General features: G+C 62.3%; 22 protein-coding genes. 10 read left to right on the top strand and 12 right to left on the bottom strand.

Annotation, left to right across the window (positions count from 1 at the left end; all coding sequences use genetic code 11):
- The 6 genes from gatB (at nt 1) to ACE3OA_RS14645 (ending at nt 5,327) form a co-directional block, all read left to right on the top strand.
- Nucleotides 1-1,464, top strand: coding sequence for an Asp-tRNA(Asn)/Glu-tRNA(Gln) amidotransferase subunit GatB (gene gatB, locus ACE3OA_RS14670; RefSeq protein WP_374311959.1), 1,464 nt, complete (start codon nt 1-3; stop codon nt 1,462-1,464).
- A gap of 106 nt (nt 1,465-1,570) precedes the next feature.
- Nucleotides 1,571-2,533, top strand: a complete 963-nt coding sequence (locus ACE3OA_RS14665; protein WP_374311957.1) for a hypothetical protein — start codon at nt 1,571-1,573, stop codon at nt 2,531-2,533.
- A gap of 123 nt (nt 2,534-2,656) precedes the next feature.
- The gene (locus ACE3OA_RS14660; protein ID WP_374311955.1) at nt 2,657-3,664 is read left to right on the top strand and encodes a sterol desaturase family protein; all 1,008 of its coding nucleotides are present in this window, start codon (nt 2,657-2,659) and stop codon (nt 3,662-3,664) included.
- Nucleotides 3,661-4,467: a creatininase family protein gene (locus ACE3OA_RS14655; protein ID WP_374311953.1), complete on the top strand. Its 807-nt coding sequence runs from the start codon at nt 3,661-3,663 to the stop codon at nt 4,465-4,467. The genes ACE3OA_RS14660 and ACE3OA_RS14655 overlap by 4 nt, the downstream gene beginning before the upstream one ends.
- Nucleotides 4,468-4,566: 99 nt before the next feature.
- A complete protein-coding gene (locus ACE3OA_RS14650) occupies nt 4,567-4,977 on the top strand; it encodes a hypothetical protein (RefSeq protein WP_374311951.1) in 411 nt (136 codons plus the stop codon).
- Entirely contained in the window at nt 4,974-5,327 is a 354-nt protein-coding gene (locus tag ACE3OA_RS14645) for a hypothetical protein (RefSeq protein ID WP_374311949.1), read from the top strand. The genes ACE3OA_RS14650 and ACE3OA_RS14645 overlap by 4 nt, the downstream gene beginning before the upstream one ends.
- Here the strand turns inward: ACE3OA_RS14645 and ACE3OA_RS14640 are convergent.
- Nucleotides 5,324-6,199, bottom strand: coding sequence for an alpha/beta fold hydrolase (locus tag ACE3OA_RS14640; protein ID WP_374311947.1), 876 nt, complete (start codon nt 6,197-6,199; stop codon nt 5,324-5,326). The two genes, ACE3OA_RS14645 and ACE3OA_RS14640, sit on opposite strands and share 4 nt — an antisense overlap.
- 175 nt (nt 6,200-6,374) lie before the next feature.
- Between ACE3OA_RS14640 and putA the strand changes: the two genes are divergently transcribed.
- Nucleotides 6,375-9,539, top strand: coding sequence for a bifunctional proline dehydrogenase/L-glutamate gamma-semialdehyde dehydrogenase PutA (gene putA, locus ACE3OA_RS14635; RefSeq protein ID WP_374311945.1), 3,165 nt, complete (start codon nt 6,375-6,377; stop codon nt 9,537-9,539).
- 96 nt (nt 9,540-9,635) lie between these two features.
- Here putA and ACE3OA_RS14630 read toward each other — a convergent pair whose 3' ends face one another.
- The 7 genes from ACE3OA_RS14630 to ACE3OA_RS14600 all read right to left on the bottom strand — a co-directional run bounded on the left by ACE3OA_RS14630 (nt 9,636) and on the right by ACE3OA_RS14600 (nt 17,986).
- The gene (locus ACE3OA_RS14630; protein WP_374311943.1) at nt 9,636-11,729 is read right to left on the bottom strand and encodes a dipeptide ABC transporter ATP-binding protein; all 2,094 of its coding nucleotides are present in this window, start codon (nt 11,727-11,729) and stop codon (nt 9,636-9,638) included.
- 18 nt (nt 11,730-11,747) lie between these two features.
- The gene (locus tag ACE3OA_RS14625; RefSeq protein ID WP_374311941.1) at nt 11,748-12,599 is read right to left on the bottom strand and encodes an ABC transporter permease; all 852 of its coding nucleotides are present in this window, start codon (nt 12,597-12,599) and stop codon (nt 11,748-11,750) included.
- Between the two features lie 12 nt (nt 12,600-12,611).
- On the bottom strand, nt 12,612-13,568 hold the full coding sequence (locus ACE3OA_RS14620; RefSeq protein ID WP_374311939.1) for an ABC transporter permease: 957 nt from the start codon (nt 13,566-13,568) through the stop codon (nt 12,612-12,614).
- A gap of 163 nt (nt 13,569-13,731) precedes the next feature.
- Nucleotides 13,732-14,673, bottom strand: coding sequence for an ornithine cyclodeaminase family protein (locus ACE3OA_RS14615; protein WP_374311937.1), 942 nt, complete (start codon nt 14,671-14,673; stop codon nt 13,732-13,734).
- An 8-nt stretch (nt 14,674-14,681) separates the two neighbouring features.
- Nucleotides 14,682-16,667, bottom strand: a complete 1,986-nt coding sequence (locus ACE3OA_RS14610; protein WP_374311935.1) for an FAD-dependent oxidoreductase — start codon at nt 16,665-16,667, stop codon at nt 14,682-14,684.
- An 80-nt stretch (nt 16,668-16,747) separates the two neighbouring features.
- The gene (locus tag ACE3OA_RS14605) at nt 16,748-17,242 is read right to left on the bottom strand and encodes a DinB family protein (RefSeq protein ID WP_374311933.1); all 495 of its coding nucleotides are present in this window, start codon (nt 17,240-17,242) and stop codon (nt 16,748-16,750) included.
- Between the two features lie 6 nt (nt 17,243-17,248).
- Nucleotides 17,249-17,986: a hypothetical protein gene (locus ACE3OA_RS14600; protein WP_374311931.1), complete on the bottom strand. Its 738-nt coding sequence runs from the start codon at nt 17,984-17,986 to the stop codon at nt 17,249-17,251.
- Nucleotides 17,987-18,148: 162 nt separating this feature from the next.
- Here ACE3OA_RS14600 and ACE3OA_RS14595 point away from each other — a divergent pair, with 162 nt between their 5' ends.
- Nucleotides 18,149-18,577, top strand: a complete 429-nt coding sequence (locus ACE3OA_RS14595; protein WP_374311929.1) for a DUF4170 domain-containing protein — start codon at nt 18,149-18,151, stop codon at nt 18,575-18,577.
- 3 nt (nt 18,578-18,580) lie between these two features.
- Complete coding sequence (locus ACE3OA_RS14590) at nt 18,581-18,865, top strand: SemiSWEET family sugar transporter (protein ID WP_374311927.1); 285 nt, start codon at nt 18,581-18,583, stop codon at nt 18,863-18,865.
- A 19-nt stretch (nt 18,866-18,884) separates the two neighbouring features.
- Here ACE3OA_RS14590 and ACE3OA_RS14585 read toward each other — a convergent pair whose 3' ends face one another.
- The gene (locus ACE3OA_RS14585; RefSeq protein WP_374311925.1) at nt 18,885-19,271 is read right to left on the bottom strand and encodes an SAM-dependent methyltransferase; all 387 of its coding nucleotides are present in this window, start codon (nt 19,269-19,271) and stop codon (nt 18,885-18,887) included.
- Between the two features lie 308 nt (nt 19,272-19,579).
- Between ACE3OA_RS14585 and ACE3OA_RS14580 the strand changes: the two genes are divergently transcribed.
- Nucleotides 19,580-20,002: a DUF1178 family protein gene (locus tag ACE3OA_RS14580; protein ID WP_374311923.1), complete on the top strand. Its 423-nt coding sequence runs from the start codon at nt 19,580-19,582 to the stop codon at nt 20,000-20,002.
- 4 nt (nt 20,003-20,006) lie between these two features.
- On the opposite strand, the gene ACE3OA_RS14575 is transcribed toward ACE3OA_RS14580, so the two are convergent.
- From ACE3OA_RS14575 to ACE3OA_RS14565, 3 genes are read right to left on the bottom strand one after another with little or no spacing between them, the layout of a single operon-like run.
- Nucleotides 20,007-20,456, bottom strand: a complete 450-nt coding sequence (locus ACE3OA_RS14575; RefSeq protein WP_374311921.1) for a YcgN family cysteine cluster protein — start codon at nt 20,454-20,456, stop codon at nt 20,007-20,009.
- Nucleotides 20,453-21,682: a polyhydroxyalkanoate depolymerase gene (locus ACE3OA_RS14570; protein ID WP_374311919.1), complete on the bottom strand. Its 1,230-nt coding sequence runs from the start codon at nt 21,680-21,682 to the stop codon at nt 20,453-20,455. Before ACE3OA_RS14570 ends, ACE3OA_RS14575 begins: the two co-directional genes overlap by 4 nt.
- A gap of 55 nt (nt 21,683-21,737) precedes the next feature.
- Complete coding sequence (locus ACE3OA_RS14565; protein WP_374311917.1) at nt 21,738-22,832, bottom strand: ABC transporter ATP-binding protein; 1,095 nt, start codon at nt 22,830-22,832, stop codon at nt 21,738-21,740.
- Nucleotides 22,833-22,848 lie beyond the last annotated feature (16 nt).

Below are 22,848 nucleotides of genomic sequence, written 5' to 3'. Positions count from 1 at the left end.
ATGACAGATGAAACGAATTTGATCGAAGGCCGTACCGGCAAGTGGGAAGTGATCCTGGGGCTCGAGGTTCATGCCCAGGTGATCTCGCATTCGAAACTCTTCTCGGGTGCTGCAACCAATTTCGGTGCCGAGCCCAACACCCAGGTGAGCCTGGTTGATGCTGGCTTCCCGGGAATGCTTCCCGTCATCAACGAAGTCTGCATCGAGCAGGCGGTGAAGACGGGCCTTGGCCTCAACGCACAGATCAATCTGAAATCGGTCTTTGACCGGAAGAACTATTTCTACGCCGATCTGCCGAACGGCTATCAGATCAGCCAGTTCACCCAGCCCATCGTCGGCAAGGGCACGATCGTGCTCGATCTCGCTGAAGGCGTGCATCGTGAAGTCGGCATCACGCGCCTGCATCTCGAACAGGATGCAGGCAAGAGCCTCCATGATCAGCACCCCTCGAAGACCTATGTCGATCTCAACCGTGCCGGCGTGGCACTGATGGAGATCGTCTCGGAGCCCGACATGCGTTCGTCGGAAGAGGCGGCTGCTTATTTGAAGAAGCTGCGCTCGATCCTGCGGTACCTCGGCACCTGTGACGGCAATATGGACGAAGGCTCCATGCGCTGCGACGTCAACGTCTCGGTCAGGAAGCCCGGCGATCCCTTGGGCACCCGCTGCGAGATCAAGAATGTGAACTCGATCCGCTACGTCGCCCAGGCCATTGAATATGAAGCGCGCCGCCAGATCGAGGTGATCGAGGAGGGCGGCACTATCCGCCAGGAAACGCGCCTGTGGGATCCCGGCAAGGGCATCACGCGCTCGATGCGCTCGAAAGAGCACGCGCATGACTACCGCTATTTCCCGGATCCAGATCTGCTGCCGCTCAACCTCGATCCGAAATGGGTCGAAGGGCTGAAGGCGGGCCTGCCGGAACTGCCCGACGCCAAGCGCAGGCGCTTCACCGAAAAGCTCGGCCTCTCCGACTACGATGCCGGCGTGCTGGTGGCGGAAAAGGAATCGGCAGATTTCTATGAAGCGGCCGCCAAGGGGCGCGATGCCAAGCTCGTCGCCAACTGGCTGACCTCGGAACTCTTCGGCAAGCTCAATGCCGCCGGCAAGTCGATCACCGAAAGCCCGGTTTCCGCCGAAAGCCTCGGCGAGCTGGTTGGCCTTATCTCCGACAACACCATCTCCGGCCGCATCGCCAAGGATGTCTTTACCGAGATGTTCGAAACGGGCAAGCCGGCTGGCCAGATCGTCGAGGAAAAAGGCCTCAAGCAGGTGCTCGATACCGGCGCCATCGATGCCGAGATCGACAAGATTATGGCGGCCAATGCCGACAAGGTAGCGGAATACCGGGGTGGCAAGGACAAGCTTTTCGGGTTTTTTGTCGGTCAGGTCATGCGCGCCATGGGCGGCAAGGCCAATCCGGCGATGCTTAATGATCGGCTGAAGGCAAAACTTGCTGGCTAGGACCGGGCAATTGTTGCCTACTTCTAGGTAAATCCTGCCCATTTCTGGGTCAAACCCGTTGTGCGATACTTTCACGCGAAACTGCGCGTGACACGGGTAACGGCTGATGGGCGTGGCTGGCGGTATCTTCAACATTATCCAGCGTGGGCAATTCAGCGCTGCTGCCACGGCCAACCTGCATGCCCAATCGAAAACCCAGTCGGACAAAGGCGCCGCCGCCAATGTCCGGGCGGACAAAGGCCAGGCAAAATCTGGCAGCGATCCGGCTACCTGGACACTGAAGCGGAACGAGAGCGCCGTTGCCGGCTTTTGGCGCCTGGCGCCGGATGCGGCGGCCAAGAGCGCGCCGTCGGTCGACATCGTCAAGCGCCTTGAAAAGATGGCCGACAGCGACAATAGCGACATTGCTGCCGAAAAAATGCGCCAGGCAAAGGCAAAGCTGGATGGCCTGCGCCGTCAGCTGCAGATGTTGGCGGCGACAGGTGATACGCGGCAATTGCGCCGCATCGCTGCCGAAGCAGCGAGCCTCGCACGCGAAATCGGCGCTGCGGCGCGCAGCTTGGCGCAGGGCATCGCTGCGGGAAATGTCTCCGGCGATACCGCGAACGCGCAGGCGACCGCGACTGCCGCCAATGCCGCCGCACAATCGGCCGGCAGTAGCGCGCCACCGGCCGGTGGCGAAGCGATTCCAGGCGGCGCATCCACGACTGCCGAGGAGGCTGCGCGAGGGGCGGGGCTGGAGCAATCCTACAAAGCCCTCCACGAGCTCAACAGCGATGCCCGCAATGCCGTCGTTCAGGCCAAGGGCATCATCGCTCTTGCGGCTCAGATTGCACGGTCACGGCGGCGCGGCAGCGACGATGAGGAAGACCGCTATTTCCGTCGCTTGCAGGAAGAGGCTGACGGCGCCCTGGCCGAGATCGATGCGGGACAGCGCGAGGCTTTGGGCGCATTGTTGATGCCCGAAGATGGCGCTGCCTCTGCCGGCGATGTCTTGTCCAGTACATCGTTGGAGATCACGGTCGAAACTGTGGTCATCGCCGAAACCCGGGTCGAAGTTTACGCCTGACGCGCCGGTTGGCGCACCCGGCACCGGTGGACGCGTGCCATTTCCTCTTCGCCCGGATTTGAAGCAAATTGCGGCTATTGGCGCATTTGCACTTTCTTCACCATGCTGGCCTAATCTTGCCCCATGGCAGATTGGCAAAATCCCTGGCAAGCAATCCGGAGCGCGTTCTTCGAGCCGGTGCGCTATTTCACCGACCCGACCGAGCGTGTCTATCTGCTCTATCTCGCGAGCGGGCTGATTTGCGCCATCGCCGTTTTCATGATCGCGCGACGGCGCGATCCGGCAAATACGCCCCGCAGCTTCCTCGCTTATCTCTTCCCGCGCCGCATCTATCTGCACCCCTCCGCCCGGGCCGATTACTGGTTCTTTCTAATCGACCGCGTGCTGTCTTTTCTCGTCCTGCCCTTTTTTGTCATTCTGATTCCGGCAGTCGCCCGTCCCGCCTACAGCCTGTTGGTCATTCTCTTTGGCACTCCGACTGGGCCGCTTCTGGCCCCTGGTCTCGGCACCAACCTGCTCATCACCCTGGTCGCCGCCCTGGCGGTCGATCTGGCACTTTGGTGGATCCACTATCTGCATCACCGCATTCCGGTGCTGTGGGAATTTCACAAGGTTCATCATTCGGCCGAGGTGATGACGCCGATAACGGCCTATCGGATGCACCCGGTCGAGGTCATCCTGAACCTCAATCTGACCGCCCTGGTCAGCGGTCTCGTGTTTGCCGCCTTCCAATACCTCACGGCCAATTCGGGCATGGTCTATTCGGTCATCGGCGTTGATGTGGTGACCCTGCTGTTCCTGCTGTTCGGCTTCAATCTACGCCATTCGCATGTGCCAATGGCCTATCCACGCAGCATCAGCTATTTCCTTGTCAGCCCCTGGATGCATCAGGTGCATCACAGCTGTGAAAAGCGCCATATCGACAAGAATATGGGTTTCATATTTTCGATCTGGGACTGGATGTTCGGCACATTATATATCCCCGCCCGGGGCGAGACTTTTGTCATCGGCCTTGATTCCGGGGAGGCGCCGAAGTTTCATTCCGTCGCTGCCATGTATCTGCGCCCCTTTCGCAATGTGCTGGCGCGTCTTGGCCGCGAAGAGAAAGCGACGTCGTCCAAATCATCATGAAACTCGGTATCTGGTCCAAATCCCTCCTTCTTTGCGGTGTGCTGCTGGCCGGTTTTGCCAAAGCCGATCCCCTGCCTGAAGTTGATCTTGAGCGGCTGACCAGCCCTGAGGTGCGCAGCCTGCTCGGCCAGGGCTGGACAACCATCATCATTCCGACCGGCGGCACCGAGCAAAACGGCCCGCAATTGGTGCTCGGCAAGCACAGTATCATCGTCCAATACACAGCGCGCGAGATCGCACGCCGGTTGGGGAACACTTTGGTAGCGCCCGTCATGGCCTATGTGCCCGAAGGCAATATCGATCCGCCTGAGGGGCATATGCGTTCACCCGGCACGATCAGCCTGCCGGAACCTGTTTTTGCCCAGGTCCTCGATGCATCGGCACGAAGCTTCATTGCGACCGGCTTTAAGACAGTGCTCTTCATCGGCGATTCCGGCGGCAATCAATCGGCGCAGGAAGCCGTCGCCGAAGAACTAGACGCGGCCTTCGCGCAGCAAGGCATCCATGTCTTTACGGTCGGCGACTATTACGGCGCCAATGGCCAGGCGGCATGGCTGGAGGCCGATGGCGAGAGCGGAGCCGATATCGGAACCCATGCCGGCATTCGGGAGACGTCGGAATTGCTGGCGATCGATCCCACGGCCGTGCGTACGGAGATGCTGGCACCGGGCACGGATTGGTCGGGGCAAGGGGCCAGCGGTCGCCCGGATCATGCCAGCGCGGCGCGGGGCCAAAAGCTGCTTGAGCTCAAGATTTCAGCCGCCTTGCGCCAGATCCATCGGCTGACGGGGGTGCCGGAATAGGCCCTGCGACCATCGTAAGGTTGTGTTAACTAATTTCTGGCGTAGAATAGCGAAGTCACGGGAATCCTTGGCAATCCTAGCCGGGGAAGGGGATGCAACATGCCGCGTCGATCGCTGCCGAATTATCTGGCCCTTACCGCATGGCTGGGCCTGGGGATGCTGGCCGGATGTGGCGGCCGCATGGCCAATCCGACCCCGGAGGTCTCGATCTATGACCGCTACATGACCTGCGAGCAGATTCGCCAGGAAGTCGCGCGCAATTACGAGGCGCAGCATGAACTGGCACGAGAGCAGGCCTGGGCGGAAGAGAAGAATGACATGATCATGGGGCTGTCGCTGGCCTTTCCGCCAGGCTGGTTCGCCGTCGACCAGACGGTCGAAGGCGACTATCCCGAAGCGCCGCAGGAAATAGAGACATTGGCGCTGGGTGCCCGGGACCGCCACATTATCGGTCTTGCCAAGGAAGACGCGTGCTGGCCCGATCCGAAAGTCTGGAGCCCGGCATCATGAGCAAGAAACTGCAAACTATCGTTGCCGCCATGACGGTGTCGCTGGCCTTCCTCAGCGCCTGCGGCGGCGAAGTCCCGAAACTGGTCCAGGTCGTCCGCCCGACAGACAGCGACATGAGTTGCATGGACCTGTTGCGCGAGACCGGCGAGAACGATCTGGAGATCGCGCGGCTTGTCGACCGCGACGATCAGGTTCATCGCCGTAATATTCACTATACCGTTGTCGATGGTGTCATGTTCCCGCCGGCCATGCTGACGCTCGATTTCAGGGATCAGCCGGCCAAGGAAATGAACGTGCTGCGCGCCCGCAATCAGCGACTGATCAAGCTGGCCGACATGAAGGGCTGCTAAGACAGCAGGAATTGCCGCAGTTTTCCGACAATCTGGTCGGGGATCTCCTCAGGGATGAAATGCCCCGAGGGCACCCGCTCGGTTGTCACTTTCCTGGCCCAGCGCTGCCATTGCTTCTGCGGGTCGCGCTGTTCATCGACGAATGTCCCTGAATAGAAGGCGAGAGTCGGGCATTCGATCATGCGGCCTTGTTTGAGGTCAGCATGATCGTGGGTGTCGTCGATCGTGGCGCCGGCGCGATAATCGGCGCAGGTCGCCGCAATCACCTCAGGCCGGCGGAAGCAGCGCTTGTATTCCGCCATGATCTCGTCCGGAAAGGCCGCCATGTCGCCGGCCCAATGCCGGATGATCCATTCAAGCCAGTAATCCGGATCGGCGCCAATCAGGCGTTCCGGCAGGCCGTTGGGTTGCGCCAGAAAGCCCCAGTGAAAGGCGCCGAGGGCGAATTTCTTGTCAGCCTGTTCCCAATAGGTGCCGGTCGGTACGATATCGAGCGGCACCAGGCGGTGGACGCGGTCCGGATAATCGAGGGCCAGGCGGTAGGCGACCCGGGCGCCCCGGTCATGGCCGACGACCGAGAATTTTTCGTAACCCAGCATCTTCATGATCTCGACCACTTCGGCCGCCATCTGACGCTTGGAGTAGTTGCTGGAATCCGGCAACGGGGCGGGTGCCGCACTGTCCCCATAGCCCTTGAGGTCAAGGCAGACGACCGCCATGGAACGGGCAAGAAGCGGGGCCAGATGCCGCCAGATGACATGGGTCTGCGGATAGCCGTGCAGCAGGACGACGGGGCTGCCTTCGCCCCCCTTGATGACCTTGAAACTAAGGTCATTGAGCTGAACCTGCCAGCGGCTGAAGCCGTCGAACATGCCGTCACTCCCCACTTTTCCGTGCCCGAAATCGACCGCAAGCGGGCTTTTTCGGCCTACTTTCATCTGCCGCAGAACGGATTAGACTGTGCGCCGCGATTCCCGGTCAACCCCTCCCAGGACGCCAGTCTCAGATTGATTTTCCCTGGGAATATCAAGGTCTTCCATTCCAATCATGACGATGCTCCTTGCTGCCCCCGGCACTGAACCAAGTTCGCTCCGCCAACGCCTGCGCGCGCACTACCGGGCGGATGAAACCGGCATTGTGGAAATGCTGCTGGGCCAGGCAGATTTGCCGGCCGAAATCCAGGACCGGATTGCCGCTCGCGCCCGCAAGCTGGTCGAGGAAGTGCGCCGCAACCGGGTGGGCCAGGGCGGGATCGACGCTTTCATGCATGCCTACGAGCTTTCCTCCCGAGAGGGCGTCGTCCTGATGTGCCTGGCCGAGGCCCTGTTGCGTATTCCGGACAATGAAACGGCCAACCAGCTCATCCGCGACAAGCTGAAGGACGCCGATTTCGCGGCGCATCTGGGTGAATCGGATTCGATGTTCGTCAACGCCTCGACCTGGGCGTTGATGCTGACCGGTCGAATCATGCAGCTTGACCAGTCGAGCAGCGATCTCCGCGGTGTCCTCAAGCGGCTGGTGGCGCGGAGCGGCGAGCCGGTTATCCGCCAGGCGGTTACCCAGGCGATGAAGATCCTTGGCAAGCAGTTCGTGATGGGACGCAATATCGAGGAGGCCGTCGACCGCGCGGAATCTGCCGAGAAGCGCGGTTATCGCTATTCCTACGACATGCTGGGCGAGGCCGCCCGTACCATGAAGGATGCCGAGCGCTACTTTGCATCATACGTCAACGCCATCGCCACGATCGGCAAGGCGTCGAAGGGCAAGGGCGTCATTGCCGGCCCCGGCATCTCCATCAAACTCTCGGCGCTGCATCCCCGCTATGAGTTCGCCCAAAGCGACCGGGTGATGAAGGAACTGGTGCCGCAGGTGGTGGCCCTTGCCCAGGCGGCGAAGAAGGCCGGCATCGGCTGCACCATCGATGCAGAGGAAGCCGACCGGCTGGATCTCTCGCTCGACATCATCGAAGCGGTGGCCGGCGACGCATCGCTCAGAGATTGGGATGGACTGGGGCTCGCCATCCAGGCCTACCAGAAGCGCTGCCTGCCGCTCATCGACTGGCTGGCCGATTGTGCCCGGCGCAACCGGCGGCGGTTGATGGTGCGACTGGTCAAGGGCGCCTATTGGGACAGCGAGGTGAAATGGAGCCAGGAGCGGGGTCTGCCCGACTACCCAGTCTTCACGCGCAAGGTTTCGACCGACGTATCCTATCTCGCCTGCGCGCGGCGCCTGCTCTCTGACGGTCAGGCCTTCTATCCGATGTTTGCGACACACAATGCGCACACGCTGGCGGCCGTGATCGAAATGGCCGGCGGCGAGGCGGCGGCGCGCGAGAAGCTGGAATTCCAGCGCCTCCACGGCATGGGCGAGCCGCTTTACGATCAGGTGACGCCGGCCGATACGATGGGCATTCCCTGCCGCGTCTATGCACCGGTCGGCAGCCACGAGGATCTGCTGGCCTATCTCGTCCGCCGCTTGCTGGAGAACGGTGCCAACACCTCCTTCGTCAATCGTATCGTCGACGAGAAGGCGCCCTTGGACGCCATCGTTGCCGACCCGATCGCCCAGGTGCGCAAGCTGAAATCGAAGCCGCATCCCGGCATTCCGCAGCCACGCAACCTGTTCGGTGCCGAGCGCCAGAATTCGGCCGGCATTGATCTCACCGATCCGGACGTCATGCAGGCGCTGGCGGCTGAGGTCACGCGTGCCGCGGCCGGCCCGGCGACATCGGGTCCGATCATCGGCGGCGTCGAGAAGACGGGCAAGGCCGAGGATGTGCGCAACCCGGCCGATACGAGCCAGGTCGTCGGCCGTGTCGTCCAGGCGACGCAGGCGGAAGTCGACGATGCCATCTCCCGCGCCAATCGCGCCTTTGCCGATTGGGCGGCGACACCGGCGGCCATCCGCGCCGCCTGCCTCGACAAGGCGGCCGATCTCATGGAAGCGCGGCGCGGCGAATTGCTGGCGCTGTGCATCCGCGAGGCAGGCAAGACCATCGGCGACGCCATTGCCGAACTGCGCGAAGCTGTGGATTTCTGCCGCTATTACGCCGCCCGGGCGCGAGCCGATTTCGCGGCACCCCTGCCGCTCCCGGGGCCCACCGGCGAGCGCAACCAACTCCTGATGCAAGGGCGTGGTGTCTTCGTCTGTATCTCGCCCTGGAATTTCCCGCTCGCCATCTTCATGGGTCAGGTGAGTGCTGCTCTTGTCGCTGGCAACTGCGTCATCGCCAAGCCGGCGGAGCAGACACCGCTCGTCGCTGCCCTGGCAGTGAAATTGCTGCACCAGGCCGGTGTGCCGGGCGACGTGCTGCATCTCCTGCTCGGTGACGGCCCCAATGTCGGGGCACCGTTGACGCGCGATCCGCGCATCGCGGGGGTCGCCTTCACCGGGTCCACGGAAACGGCGCGTCTCATCAATCGCACGCTTGCTGCCAAAGACGGTCCCATCGTGCCGCTCATCGCCGAAACCGGCGGGCAGAACGCGATGATCGTCGATTCATCGGCCCTGCCCGAGCAGGTCGTGCGCGACGTGCTCATCTCCTCGTTCCAGAGCGCCGGCCAGCGCTGCTCGGCCTTGCGTGTGCTCTTTGTGCAGCAGGATATAGGCACGAAGCTCGAGGAAATGCTGTCGGGCGCCATGGCGGAACTCCGCGTCGGCGATCCGTCCTTGCTGCAGAACGATATCGGTCCGGTGATCGATGCCGAGGCAAAGTCGGTCCTCGATGCGCATGCCGCGCGTATGGACCGGGAAGGTAAGCTGATTTATCGCACCAAGCTCAATGGCGAAGCCGGCAAGGGGCATTTCTTCGCGCCCGTCGCCTATCGCATCGATGGCCTCAACCGCCTGCAGCGCGAAGTGTTCGGCCCGGTCCTGCACGTGATCCATTACGCGGCGGACAAGCTCGACGACGTGCTGGCCTCTATCAACGCCACAGGCTATGGCCTCACCCTTGGCATCCACAGCCGCATCGATGGCAAGGTGAAGTACATCGCCGAGCGCCTGCGTGTGGGCAATACCTATGTGAACCGCAACATGATCGGTGCGGTCGTCGGCGTGCAACCCTTCGGCGGCGAAGGCCTCTCCGGCACCGGGCCGAAGGCCGGCGGCCCGCACTATCTGCATCGCTTTGCGACGGAACGGACGCTCACCATCGACACGACGGCGGCGGGCGGCAATGCCAGCCTGCTGAGTTTGGAAGAAGAAGGGTGATCGGCTGGATAGAGTGGATTGCCGGGTCGAGCCCCGCAATGACGAGAAAATAAGACGTCATGCCCGGGCTTGACCCGGGCATCCACTGTTGGCGACCTAGAACACGACCTGCGTCGCGGCGGCCAGTTCATCCATCGGGATGTGGCAGGCGATGCGGTGGCCGCTGGCGGCGACCTGCTCGGGCGGCGGGGTCTCATCGCAGATGCTGCCGACTTTTCGCGGGCAGCGTGTGGCAAAAGGACAGCCCTTCGGGCGGTTCTGCGGGCTGGGGATATTGCCTTCCAGAATGATGCGGCGCTGCTTGACGTCCGGATCGGCGATCGGCACCGCCGACATCAGCGCTTCGGTATAGGGGTGATAAGGGGGCGCGAAGACATCGGCCACCGAGCCGAACTCCATCACCTTGCCGAGATACATCACGGCCACATGGTCGGCGAGATAGCGCACGACGGACAGGTCGTGGCTGATGAAAAGCAAGGTCGAGCCGCGCTTCTTCTGGATGTCGACCAGCAGGTTGATGATCGCGGCCTGCACTGAGACGTCGAGGGCGGAAACGGGTTCGTCGGCGAGGATCAATTCCGGCTCGCCGGCGAGCGCCCGGGCGATGGCGACACGCTGCTTCTGCCCGCCCGACAACTGGCGTGATTTCCTGTTGGCGAATTCCAGCGGCAGGTTGACCGTGTTCAGGAGATCGTTGACCTGGGCGCGTGCCGCCTTGCCGCTGATCCGCTTCAGCTTCGAGATCGCCCTCTCCATCACATAGCCGATCGTGTGGCTGGGATTGAGCGTGCTTTCCGGATTCTGGAACACCATCTGGATCGAACGCTTGGTATCACCGTCGCGGTTCTCGATGGCCGTGTCGCCGATATCCTTGCCGGCCAGCAGGACCTTGCCGCCGGTCGCGAGTTCAATCCCGGTCAGAACCTTGGCAAGGGTCGACTTGCCGCAGCCGGATTCACCGACGATGGCCAGGGTTTCGGCGCGCTCGGCATGCAAGTCGATATCGTCGACGGCGTGCACGTCATAGCCGGTGGCGCCGAACATGCCGATGGCCTGGTGATAGGTCTTTTTGAGCCCATCGAGAGTCAATACGGCATCTGCCCGGGCCGACGATGCCGCCGGCGGCAGGTTCGCCGCGCCGAGTCGTTCATGTTTGGGCAGCTCGGCCACGCGCACACATTTGACGCGGTGATGGCCGCTGTCGCCGTAAATGACGGTCGGGATGGCGCTCGCCGTGCAGCGTTCGGTGACGGCATCCGGGCAGCGCGGCGCGAAGATACAGCCCTTGGGCCGATTGAGAATCGGCGGCACTTGGCCGGGAATGGCGGAAAGCGGCCGGCTGCGCTTGTCGGCGTTGAGTGTCGGAATGCAGTTGAGAAGACCGCGGGTATAGGGATGGCGCGGGTCGCGGAACACCTCGCCGATCGGGCCTTCCTCGACCAGTTCACCAGCATACATGACGCCGATACGGTCGCAGATGCGCACCACGGTACCGAGATTGTGGCTGATGAAGACGATGGCGCTGTTATGCTTGCGCCGCAGCTGCGCCACCAGGTCGAGCACGGCGGCTTCGACCGTGACGTCGAGGCCGGTGGTCGGCTCGTCCATCACGAGGAGCGAAGGTTCCGACATCAGTGCCATGGCAATGACCACGCGCTGCTGCTGCCCGCCGGAAAGCTGGTGCGGGTAGCGCGTCATGATGTGCTCGGGGTCGGGTAGATTGACCTCCTTGAGCATCTGGATGGCGCGCTTGCGGGCCTCTTCCTCGTTGACGTTGGTATGAATGAGCGGCACTTCCATCAGCTGCTTGCCGACCGGAATGACCGGGTTGAGGCTGCTCATCGGGTCCTGATAGACCATCGCCATGCGACCGCCGCGGATGTCGCGCAGCTCCGCCTCTGACATCTTGGTCATGTCGCGGCCTTCGAACATGATTTCGCCGCCGGTGACGCGACCGGCGCCACCCAGATATTTCATGATGGCGAAGGCGACCGTCGACTTGCCGCAGCCGGATTCGCCGACCAGCCCCAGAGCCTCGCCTTCATAGAGAGTCAGGCTGATATTGGGCACGACCTTCAGTTCGCCGGCACGGACGAAATAGGAGATCGAGACGTTACGCAGTTCCAGGATCGGCTTCCGGGCCTCACCGGCTTGCGGGCGGTCCAATGTGGCGGCGGTGGCGCTGCTCATCTGGCGATCCCTTATCTGTTAATCGCGGATGCTGATCTCGCGCATGCCATCGGCCAGCAGGCTGAAGCCGACCACCAGCGAGGTGATGGCAGCCGCCGGAAAGAGCGACATATGCGGGTAGACCGACATCATGGCGTAGGTGTCCTTGACCATGCCGCCCCAATCGGGATCGGGCGGCGGCAAGCCAAGCCCTAAGAAACCAAGCACGCCGATGGCGATGGTCGTGTAGCCCATGCGCAGGCACGCATCGACGATGAGCGGGCCCCGCGCGTTGGGCAGGATTTCCACCAGCATGATGTAGAAGGCTGATTCACCGCGCATCTTGGCGGCGGCCACATATTCGCGCTCACGCAGTTCCAGGGTCATGCCGCGCACGATGCGGGTGATCTGCGGCGAGGAGATGAAGATGACCGCGATGATGATGTTGAGTGCCGAGGGGCCCAGCTTCATGATGACGATGATATAGAGCACGATCGCCGGGAAGGAGAGAACCACGTCGGAGACGCGATTGACCAGCTGGTCGACCCAGCCGCGATAGTAACCCGCCATCAGCCCCAGCATGCAGCCCACCATATAGGCGCACAGCACGGCGACCGGCGCCACCTGCAGCACGGTGCGCGATCCCCAGATGATGCGTGAGACGATATCGCGGCCCTGATTGTCGGTGCCCAGCCAATTGACCATGCTGGGGGTGGGATCGATCAGCGCATCCATGTTGCTGGTATTCGGGTCGAAGGGCGAGAGCAGCGGCGCGAAAATCGCGACGATGACCCAGAACAGCACCAGGAAGGCGCCGATCATCCCGACCGGCGATTCTTTCAGCAGCCGGATCCGGTTCCAGGTTAGGGCGAGAACGCCATCATTTGCCATCGTTGCCCTGCCTTAGCTGAAGCGGATGCGCGGGTTGAGCATCATGTAGCCGAGATCGCCGGCAATCTGGGTCGAAACCGAGATGAGCACGGCGAAGAGGGCGCCGGCTTCGACTACGGCGACATCCTGTGCCAGCGCAGCCTCGAGCAGCATGCGGCCGAAACCGGGATAGGCGAAGACCGCCTCGACCACCACCACGCCGGTGACGAGGTAGTTGATCTGCAGCAAAATGACGGTGAAGGGCGCGATCATGGCATTGCGCAAGGCATGCTTCATAATGACGGCGCGGAAACTCAATCCCTTCAGGATGGCGGTGCGGATATAGGGCCTGGTCATCACCTCGACCATCGAGGCGCGAACCATGCGCACGACATAGCCAAGATCGTAGAGCACCATCACCGCGACGGGCAGCACCAGCTGCTGCCAGATCGACCAGCCGGTGCCGGAATCGAGCGGCGAGGTGCCGGGCAGCCAACCCAGCCAGATGACAAAGATGCTGGCGAGAAAGACACCGGAGGCGAATTCGGGCACCGAGGTTGTGACGATGCTGCCGACCGAGATACTTCGGTCGAGAACCGAACCTTCGCGCATGCCGGCGCTGATACCTAAGATGATCGACAGCGGCACGATGATGGCAAAGGCAATGCCCGCCAGTAGCAAGGTGTTGCCGAGGCGGTCCCAGATGATGGCATTGACCTCGGTCTTGTAGAGTGTGGAATAGCCGAGATCGCCGGTGAGGGTGTTGCCGAGCCATTCGCCGTAACGCACGACGACCGGGCGGTTAAGGCCCATCTGTTCGGTCAGGATATCGACTTGGTTTTGCGTTGCAAACGGCCCCAGGACCTTCCTGGCGACCTGCCCGGGCGTGAATTCGAACGCCGCGAAAACCAGCGCCGAAACCACAAGCATCGTGAAGGCAAGCAAAGCTATTCGCTTGGACAGAAATGCCAGCATTGTCCCCTCAGCCATCCCCGAGCCCTGTTCCGGTCATTGCCGGACCCCGATTCATGCCGGGTGTAAGTGGCTCAATTAGCTAACTAAAGCACAAAAGCGCGCCCTTGCCAGCCATCAATATCGAATAGCAGCATAACTCATGCGCGAATAGGGAATGCCTGGAAAACGGCCGAATTTTTCAATTTGCGCCAATGTGGCGTTCGTAAAGGTACTGCGCCACTGCCAAATCCTCATGCCCGCCGCCGCCGGATTTGAACCAGGTGATTTCCAGATTGTCCTGACGGCCCGGTCGCTCGCCGCGATTGAGTTGGAACATGTCGATGAGATCACCTTCCTGGGCGAGGCCGGCCGCGAGCGGTGTGCAGACATCGCCGGCGACGCCCACCGTCGTCAGCCTGGCGTCGACATAATGGCGAGGTGCCCGGCGGAAGGCGGCATCGTCCGCCTCCCGCATCTCCGGAAGATAGCCGCCGACGAGATCGAGATGGCAGCCCGGCTTCAGCCAACCGCCCTCGACGATCGGCATGGTAGCCCGTGTCGCCGTTGAGACGATGTCGGCAGCGGCTACGGCTGCGGCAAGATCGGTCGCGATCTCGACCGGCAGGCCGCGCGCGCGGAGTGGTGCCGGGTCGAGCGTTTCCGGGCGCCGGTTCCACCACAGGACCCGGCTGATCGGTCGAACGGCGCAATGAGCCGCGATAAGGTGCGGCGCCAGCGCGCCACCGCCGCAGACCAACAGCACGGCGGCATCTCGGCGGCTCAGCAGATCCGAGGCCATGGCCGAATTGGCCGCCGTCTTCACCAGGGTGAGCGCGGCGCCGTCCAGCGTGGCGATGGCGCCGCCGTTGCGGCCTTCGAACAGCGCATAGAGCCCCTGGACGGCCGGCAGGTCGCGGCGTGGATTTTCCGGAAACACGCTCACCAGCTTGATGCCGAAATAGCGATCGAAACTCCAGGCCGGCAGCAGCAGCCAATCATTCTGTCCCTGGGTCTTCGCCGGCTGACTCAGCAACATGCGATCGATGATGTCGACGCCTTGCCGGTTCATGGTTTTCAGGGCGTTGACCAAGCCCGGATAGTCGGCGAGGCCGTGAATGCGGTTAGCATCAAGATGCAACATGAAGGTTCCTAGAGGCTGAGAGCGAGGCGCCGGCCTTCGAAGATGGCGGCCGCGGCCTGGCGCGGTGCCAGGCAGTCGCCAATCGCATGGTGCGCGACGCCCTTGGCCTGCAAATCCTCCAGCAGCCCGGTGTCGGCCGTGTTGGTCGTCGCCAGGACCAATGAGTCGAAGGGCAACTTCTCTTCATCGTCCGTCGACAGGTCGCGGATGGTGGCGGCGTGTCCATGCCACTCGAGAATGACGGAATCGGTCATGAAGGTGACGCCCAGTTTCTTGAGGCGTGCACGCATCGGAAAATCGGCGGCGGTCCGCGCCAGGTCACGGCCGACATAGGCGTCGGCCGTGAGAAGGGTAACGGCATGTTCCTTCTCGGCGAGGTGCCATGCCGTACCGGGGCCGCGCCAGTTGCCGGCATCGTCCAGCAACAGGACGCGTTTGCCCAGGCGCGCCTCGCGCCGCATGACATCTTCGACCGACCAGACATTGGCACCATCGATGCCGGGCAGGCGGTCGCGCTCTGGAATTCCCCTTTGCCAGCCACTCATGCTGGGCTGTGATCCGGTGGCGAGCACGATTTCATCGGCCTCGATCAAGGCGATATCTGATCGGTCGAGATAGGTGTTGAGGCGAACTTCGACCTGCAGCTTCGTCAACTGCCCTTCATACCAGTTGATGAGATCAGTGATCTGCGCGCGCCGCGGCTGCAGGCCGGCAAGGCGGAACTGGCCGCCGAGCTGCCCGGTGGCTTCCGCCAGAATGACGCGGTGGCCGCGTTCGGCCGCAACGCGCGCTGCTTCCATTCCGGCCGGACCGCCGCCGATCACCAGCACCACCTTCCGTTTTTCCGCCGGGGTAAAGGTGTCGCCACCCCATGCGAATTCGCGCCCCGCCGAAGGATTGATGAGGCAGGAGATCCAGTAATCGCGCGAGCGGCGCCCCCAGCACATCTGGTTGCAGGAAATGCAACCGCGCACATCTTCCGGCCGCCCGGCCTTGGCCTTGTTGGCAAGATGCGGATCGGCAATCTGGCCGCGCACGATGCTGACGGTGTCGGCCTGGCCGGAGGCTATGACATAATCGGCATTTTCCGGCGTGCGGATATGGCTTTCCGCCTGCACGCGCACGGTCTTGAGGGCCGCCTTCATCGCCTCGGCGAAGGGTACCCCCATCTTGTCCTCATAGACGAAGGGCGGGATGATCTTGGTGAAGTCGAAATAGCTGCCCGTTCCCAGCGTGATGTAGTCATAGAAGCTGCGCGCTTCGTGCCATTGCGCGATTTCGATCTGTTGCTCGATGGTGAGGGCTGCCGGACTGCCCGGGTCGAGGCTGATCGCCATGCCGACGATGAAATCCTCGCCCACGCGGCGGCGCATGGCAGAGAGCAGGTCGCCGGAGAATTTCATCCGCTTCTCGAACGTGCCGCCGAAGGCATCGTCGCGGCGATTGGCGAGCGGCGACCAGAATTGCTCCAGGATGGCATTATAGGCCGCCATCAGTTCGACCCCGTCATAACCGGAGGCCTTGGCGCGAACGGCGGCGGCGGCGAAGGCTTCGATCGTTGTTTCGATGTCGCGGATCGTCATGCGATGGCTGCCATCGGTATCGTGCATCGACGGCGCACCCGACGGCGAATGGCTGGCTTCGAAGGAATTGTCCCAATCGCCATGGGCGCCGACATGATACATCTGCTGGATCATGACAGTGCCATGCTCATGGCAGGCATCGGTGATCCTGCGAAAATGCGGGATCACCCCATCATCGCCCCAGCGGAAATTGCCGCGCGTCAAGACTGCCTGCGCGTTCACCGGCACGGGTTCCACCACGATCATGGCGGCACCGCCGCGCGCACGTTCGCGGTAGTAGCCGAGATGCCGGTCGCCCGGCCAACCATCCTCGCTCATATTGGCGGTGTGGGCGCCAAAGACGATGCGGTTCTTAAGCGTCTTGTGACGCAGGGTCAGAGGCTGGAAAAGATGCGGGAAGGCTGGCGACATGGGCTTGGCTCATCACTGGGGCATCGATCGCCAGAGTGGTTGGCCGAGATGCGCGGTGTCAAGCGCGCAAGCGGAATGGTTTAATCAGCTGCCTTCATGCCGAGCAGCCATTGGATGCCGGCCAGATGCTGCTGGTCATGACTGCACAGGAAGTGGATGAGGCCACGCACCGTGACCGGGCCGTAGCCTTCGAAGGTGCCGCGCCGCTTCAGCCTGTCGCCATCAATACGATCAAGGAGCTGCATGGTTTTCTCGCGGGCCGTTTCGAAGGCGTCGAGTGCGCTGGCGATTTCAGTCCGGTCATATTGCCGGCTTTCCACCAGCGCATAGCCGTCGATGGATTCGAGCAGCGGATCGTCTTCGGTCAGCAGGCGCTGGAAGCGCTGGGTATAGCCATCGGCCTCGATGTCGCGCATGTGGCAGATCTGCTGGCGGATGGTGAGCATCTCGCTGGGGATTCCGTCCCACGAGGCCGGCCGCCAGTCGAGCACGTCCGCAGGGATTCCCGACAGCAGGTCGCGCAACGCCGAAGGGAAGCTGCGCAGGGAGTTAAGGTCGTGCGGCAAAAGATCCATGGGCTGCTACGTGATAAAGGGCGATTGCGCCGGCATCTCGCCGCCGGCTTCCTTGACCGCCTTGGCATAGGCGCGCGGATTCTTGTAGGGCCCCGTCTTGACCATGTCCTTGATCGTGGCCGGGCGCACTTCGGCGGTGCGCGGCATCACCTTGAGATACCCGCCTTCGCGTCCAATGAGCAGGATGGGCTGCTTGTTGCGGGTGGCGACGCGGCGATGGTTGGCGGAGTGCCGCTTCATCGCATCGCGCTCTTCCTCGTCGCGGGCAAAGACATATTCATAGGCTGCGATGAATTCGCGCACGAAGTCGCGCTCCACCACCTGCATGTTGGAAATCAGCCAGCAGCGGTCGGCGAAGATCCAATAGGTACCGAGTCCGAGCAGTTCACCCTGCCGATTGAAATAGGGATAGAAAGGAAAGGCGCGGCAGGCGAGGGTGCGGTTGTCGCGCTCGCAGAAGCGGGCGCCCTTGCATTCGACGGCGACGCAATCCTTGTGCAGCTCGTTGACGATCTTGCGGGCCGTCGCGTCCTGCGGCTTGTAGCGGTGCCACAGGTCGCTGCGGCTCTTCAGCAGCTCGAATTCGGGCCTGTCGACGACCGGAATGGCATGGCTCGTGTCGCAGCAGACGGGCTGGCCATTGTTCAACGGCGCGCAGAACCGGCCGCAATCGAAGCGGGATACATTGGCCTGAAAGCGATCATAGACCGCCTTGAAATCCGCCGGTCGCATGTCCTGGGTCATACCGTCCTTGCCTTGAGCCTTGCGTGTGAGGGCGAGTCGATCACCGACCGCCGCTTGATTTATGCTTTGCCGCCGACTCGAAATCCAGTTAAGAATGAGCCAGTTAGCAAGGTTTTGGCGGCAGCCCTGGGACTGCCCGCGAGCGAGGGAAACGTACCCATCATGACGCGTTTCTGGGTGATCGGCGGTAATTATGCCGACACGAATTTCGACCGCATCCAAGGCGGCGGCAAGGAAGAGCGGATCGGCCCTTTTTCCACCTATGAGGCGGCCAAGGCCGCCTGGCAGAAACGGGCCTGGGAAACGGTTGACCAGGCCAATGCCCGGTACCGGATCGAGGAAGAGGGCGGCGAGATCTGCTTCTGGGTCGTCGGTGGCCCCTATTGCGATACCACTTTCTCTGAACCCGCCCCTGGCGGTGGCGAGCAATGGTTCGGCCCCTTCGAGAGTTACGACGAGGCAAAAACCGCTTGGTCGCGCCATGCCTGGTCGACGGTGGATGACGCCATGTGCCGCTACCGCATTGAAAAGCTCCACAAAGGCGAACATCCGAAATCCGGCCATCCAAAAGCGGCCAAAGCTCACCGATAGATCATGGCAAACCCCGGCGATCTTTGGGTCGAGGCGATCGGCATCGTCGCTGCCTGCCTCACCACGTTGAGCTTCCTGCCCCAGGCCCTGCGCATCTGGCGCAATGGTTCGGCACGCGACGTCTCGCTCACCATGTATCTGATGATGTTCGCCGGCCAGGTGATGTGGCTGACCTATGGCGCCGTGATCGGCTCCGCTTCGCTGATCTTCTCCAATGTCAGCGCGCTGATGCTGGTGGGATCGGTGCTGCTGCTGAAATTGCGCGACGGCGCCGCCAGCGTCAAATAGGCGGCTCGCGCCGCCAGGGTCAAGCAGGCGCCAGCGCTGCCAGGCGCTGCACCACGGCCGGTTTCGGCTGGCCGATCTCGCCGCTGAAATAACCCAGCACGGTCAGGTCAAATTCTTCCGCAAAAGCCAGTAATTCGCCCGGCGCCAGTAGGAAGGCCGGGTTGCTCGGCCTGCCAAACCGCTCATTGCCGATGGCGAAGGTTTCATAGATCAACAAACCGCCCGGCAGCAGCGATTGCACGAGTTGCGGCAGCAGCGGGCGATGCAGATAATTGGTGACGACGATCCCCGCGAACAGCCGCCCGGCAATCGGCCAAGGCGTCCCGTCCTCGAGGTCGGCTTCGAGAATCTCCGCAGTGGGGTGGCCAGCGTGCAGCGCCGCCGTGTCGCGGTCGACCGCCAGCACCGGATGCCCCGCCCGAAGCAGGAGGTTGGTATGCCGTCCGCTGCCGGCCGCCAGATCGAGGGCGGGTCCACCGGGGCTGATCCGCGGCGCCCATTGCAGAACCCAGGGCGACGGTGGGGATATTGACGGGGAAGGGCTCAAATCACACACTTTTGTCAAAGAGGGGGCGTCCAATGGGCGCCGGTGCTGGCATTTTGGCATTCGGCCCCTATATTCTTAACCTCTATTGGCGATCCTGTAAGGGTCGTGATTGGCGCACCGGTTGCATGGTGGATGAAACAGCCGTGGCGCACAGAAGGCAAACTGGCATGATCGTTTTTCAACTCAATTGTGGTAGCGGCCACAATTTCGATACCTGGTTCAAGGACGGCGCCACGGCCGACCGGCAGCTTGCCCGCGGCCTGGTAGAATGCCCCGATTGCGGTGACCGCAAGGTGACCAAGGCCCTGATGGCGCCCCGGATCGGGAGCAAGGGCGAAAAGAGCCCGGCGCAGAACATGGCGGTGCTCGCCAAGACCATGCGCGACCAATTGGTTGAAGTCCGCCGTCAGGTGGAAGCCAATTGCGATTATGTCGGCGACAAATTCGCCGAAGAGGCGCGCAAGATCCATTACGGCGAGTCAGATGCCCGTGGCATTTTCGGCGAAGCGAGCGACGAGCAGCATCGCGAATTGTCGGAAGAGGGTATCGAGGTGGCGCGCATCCCCTGGCTGCCCAGGGACGACGCCTGAAGGGTCAGCTGATCCAGTCGACGATATGGTCTTCCGGCTCGCCGGCCTTGGTTTCCGAAATCGCTTTTTTCCGGACTGATATTCCCGCCTGATGCACCGTGCGCGGATCGCCTGAGATCAGCGGATGCCACCAGGGCAGATCCTGCCCGCGATGTACCAGCTTATAGGCGCAGGTTTCCGGCAGCCAATCGATGCGGCCGATATTGCGTGGCGATAGCTGCACGCAATCGGGCACGATGCTCTTGCGATTCTTGTAGTCCTTGCACTGGCAGCTTCTGAGGTCGAGCTGCTTGCAGGCGATATTGGTGAAAAGAACCTGGTTGGTGTCGGCATCCCGCAGCTTGGTGAGGCAGCATTTGCCGCAGCCGTCGCACAGGCTCTCCCATTCCGACGACGTCATCTTGGAGAAAGGCGTCGTCTTCCAGAAAGGCTGCTTGTCCGCAGCCCTGCTCACGAAGCCTTGTTTCCGCGGATGAAAGCCCCGATCGCCGGGCTGATCCGCTCGCGCCAGGAGCGGCCGCTGAAAAGACCGTAATGGCCGACCTTGTCCTCGGTGACCTGCAGGCGCAACTTGTCGGGAATGCGGGCGCAAAGTTCCTGCGCGGCGTGGCATTGGCCGGTACCGGTGATGTCGTCGCGCCCGCCTTCGACCGTCATCAGGCCGACATTGCGGATGGCGGTCGGGTCGACCAGATGACCACGATGCTTCAGCGTCCCCTTCATCAGGGCATGTTCCTGGAACACGATGCTGACGGTATCGAGGTAGAATTGCGCGTCGAGATCCATGACGGCGAGATATTCCTCATAGAAGCGCCGATGCGCTCGGGCGAACTGGTCATCGCCCTTGGCATGGGCCCAGAGGAAATCGATATGCGCCTTCAAATGGCGGTCGGGATTGAGCGACATGAAGCCGCTCAATTGCAGCAGGCCGGGATAGACGCGGCGCCCGTTGCCGGGATGGATCGGCGGCACATTGTGAACCGCCGCTGCCTCAAAGGCCGAGATCGGATGCGACTGCGCAAGGCGCGTCACTTCGGTGGTGCCGACCCTGGTATCGACCGGGCCGCCCATGATGATGAGGTTGCGCGGCGTCAGCGGATCCTTGGCCTCCGCCATCAGCGATGTGGCGACGATGGCGGCGGGTGCAGGCTGGCAGATCGCCAGCATGCTGACACCCGGGCCGATATGCCGAATGCAGCGATGCAGCACGTCGACATAGTCGGCGAAACCGAAGCGACCGTCGCTCAAGGGAACTTCGCGCGCATCCTGCCAGTCGGTCACATAGACGTCGTGACTGATGAGCAGGCTCTCGATCGTGTCGCGCACGAGCGTTGCGAAATGGCCCGACAAGGGAGCCACCAGCAGAATCTTCGGGTCCTTGCGCGGCTTCTCAAGGAGTCGTTCGAACTGGATCAGGCGGCAGAACGGCTCGCCATGGATCAGCTTCTCGCGGACGGGCACCGTCTCGCCATCAATGGTAACGCTGGCGATGCCGAATTCCGGACGACCGTGCCGCCGCGCCGCACGCCCCATGATCTCGAAAGCGGCCGCGCCGGCACGGTGCAGCGTGGTCTCCGAGAGCGGATTATGTGGATGCGCCAGCAAATTGCGCCAAGTGTCGGCGGCAATGCGGAACGGAGTCAGCGCGAGGTACTGAGCCTCGATGGCATGATAAAGCATATTAATTCTTTACGCTGCGGTGCGACATAAGGCAACCCTAACCCCGAACCGTGAGTTAACTGTTAAGAAGTACACCCGCTTCCACCGGCCATGTTAACCATAATGGCGTCTCAGCGGTGAAAGTTTCTGCCTTGGCGGTCGATTTCCGGTTCTGCAGCGAGATGGAGATAGGCGCCGCCCCGTCTCGCCATTCCGCCAGCAACAGGCTGCGGTCGCCGAGATAGGAACCGGCCAGCGCCCGCGCCTTTATGACATTGTCGGTGCCGGCCGGCGCCGTCTGGGTCGCGTCGATCTTCTCCGGGCGCACGGCCAGGATCGCAGCCTGTCCCGGCGCCGCGCCATTCGTCGCGGGCACCCGGACATGCTGCCCCGGTGCGATTTCGATGGCGGCGACGCCATTGGCGATGCTCGCGATGCGGCCCTCGAGGAAGTTCATATTGCCGATGAAACCGGCGACCTCGCGGCAATTGGGCCGTTCATAGAGCGCCGCGGCCGTGTCGATCTGCAGCACCTTGCCGCGCGCCATGACGGCGATGCGGTCGGACAATGACAGAGCTTCCTCCTGGTCATGCGTCACGAAAATAAAAGTGATACCGAGCGATTTCTGCAATTGCCGCAACTCGATCTGCATCTCCTCGCGCAATTTCTTGTCGAGGGCACCCAGCGGCTCGTCGAGCAGCAGCACCTTGGGCTCGCAGACGATGGCACGGGCGAGGGCCACGCGCTGGCGCTGGCCGCCGGAGATCTGGTTCGTGCGGCGATTGCCGAGGCCGCCGAGACGCACCATTTCCAGCGCCTGCGCCACCTTCTTGGCAATACTGACCTTGTCGAAGCCCCGATTGACGAGGCCGTAGGCGATGTTCTCGGCGATATCGAGATGCGGGAAGATGGCGTAGCTCTGGAACACCATATTGGTCGGACGCTGGTTGGGCGGCCGGACGCCCATGGGTTCGCCGTCGATCAGAATCTCGCCTTCGGTCTGGCGCTCGAAGCCGCCGATCATGCGCAGCAAGGTCGTCTTCCCGCAGCCCGATGGGCCGAGCAGCGAAAAAAACTCGCCCGGTGCGATGTCGAAGGTGGCCGCATCGACGGCGGCGAAATTGCCGAACCGCTTGCTGACAGATCGCAGCGAGATCATGGGTTGGGTCATGCGAACATATCCAAAA

The organism is Dongia sp. (assembly GCF_041906375.1).
Taxonomy (GTDB): Bacteria; Pseudomonadota; Alphaproteobacteria; order Dongiales; family Dongiaceae; genus Dongia.
Note: the sequence above shows the minus strand (reverse complement) of the source record. Positions and strands in the feature narration are given on the sequence as shown.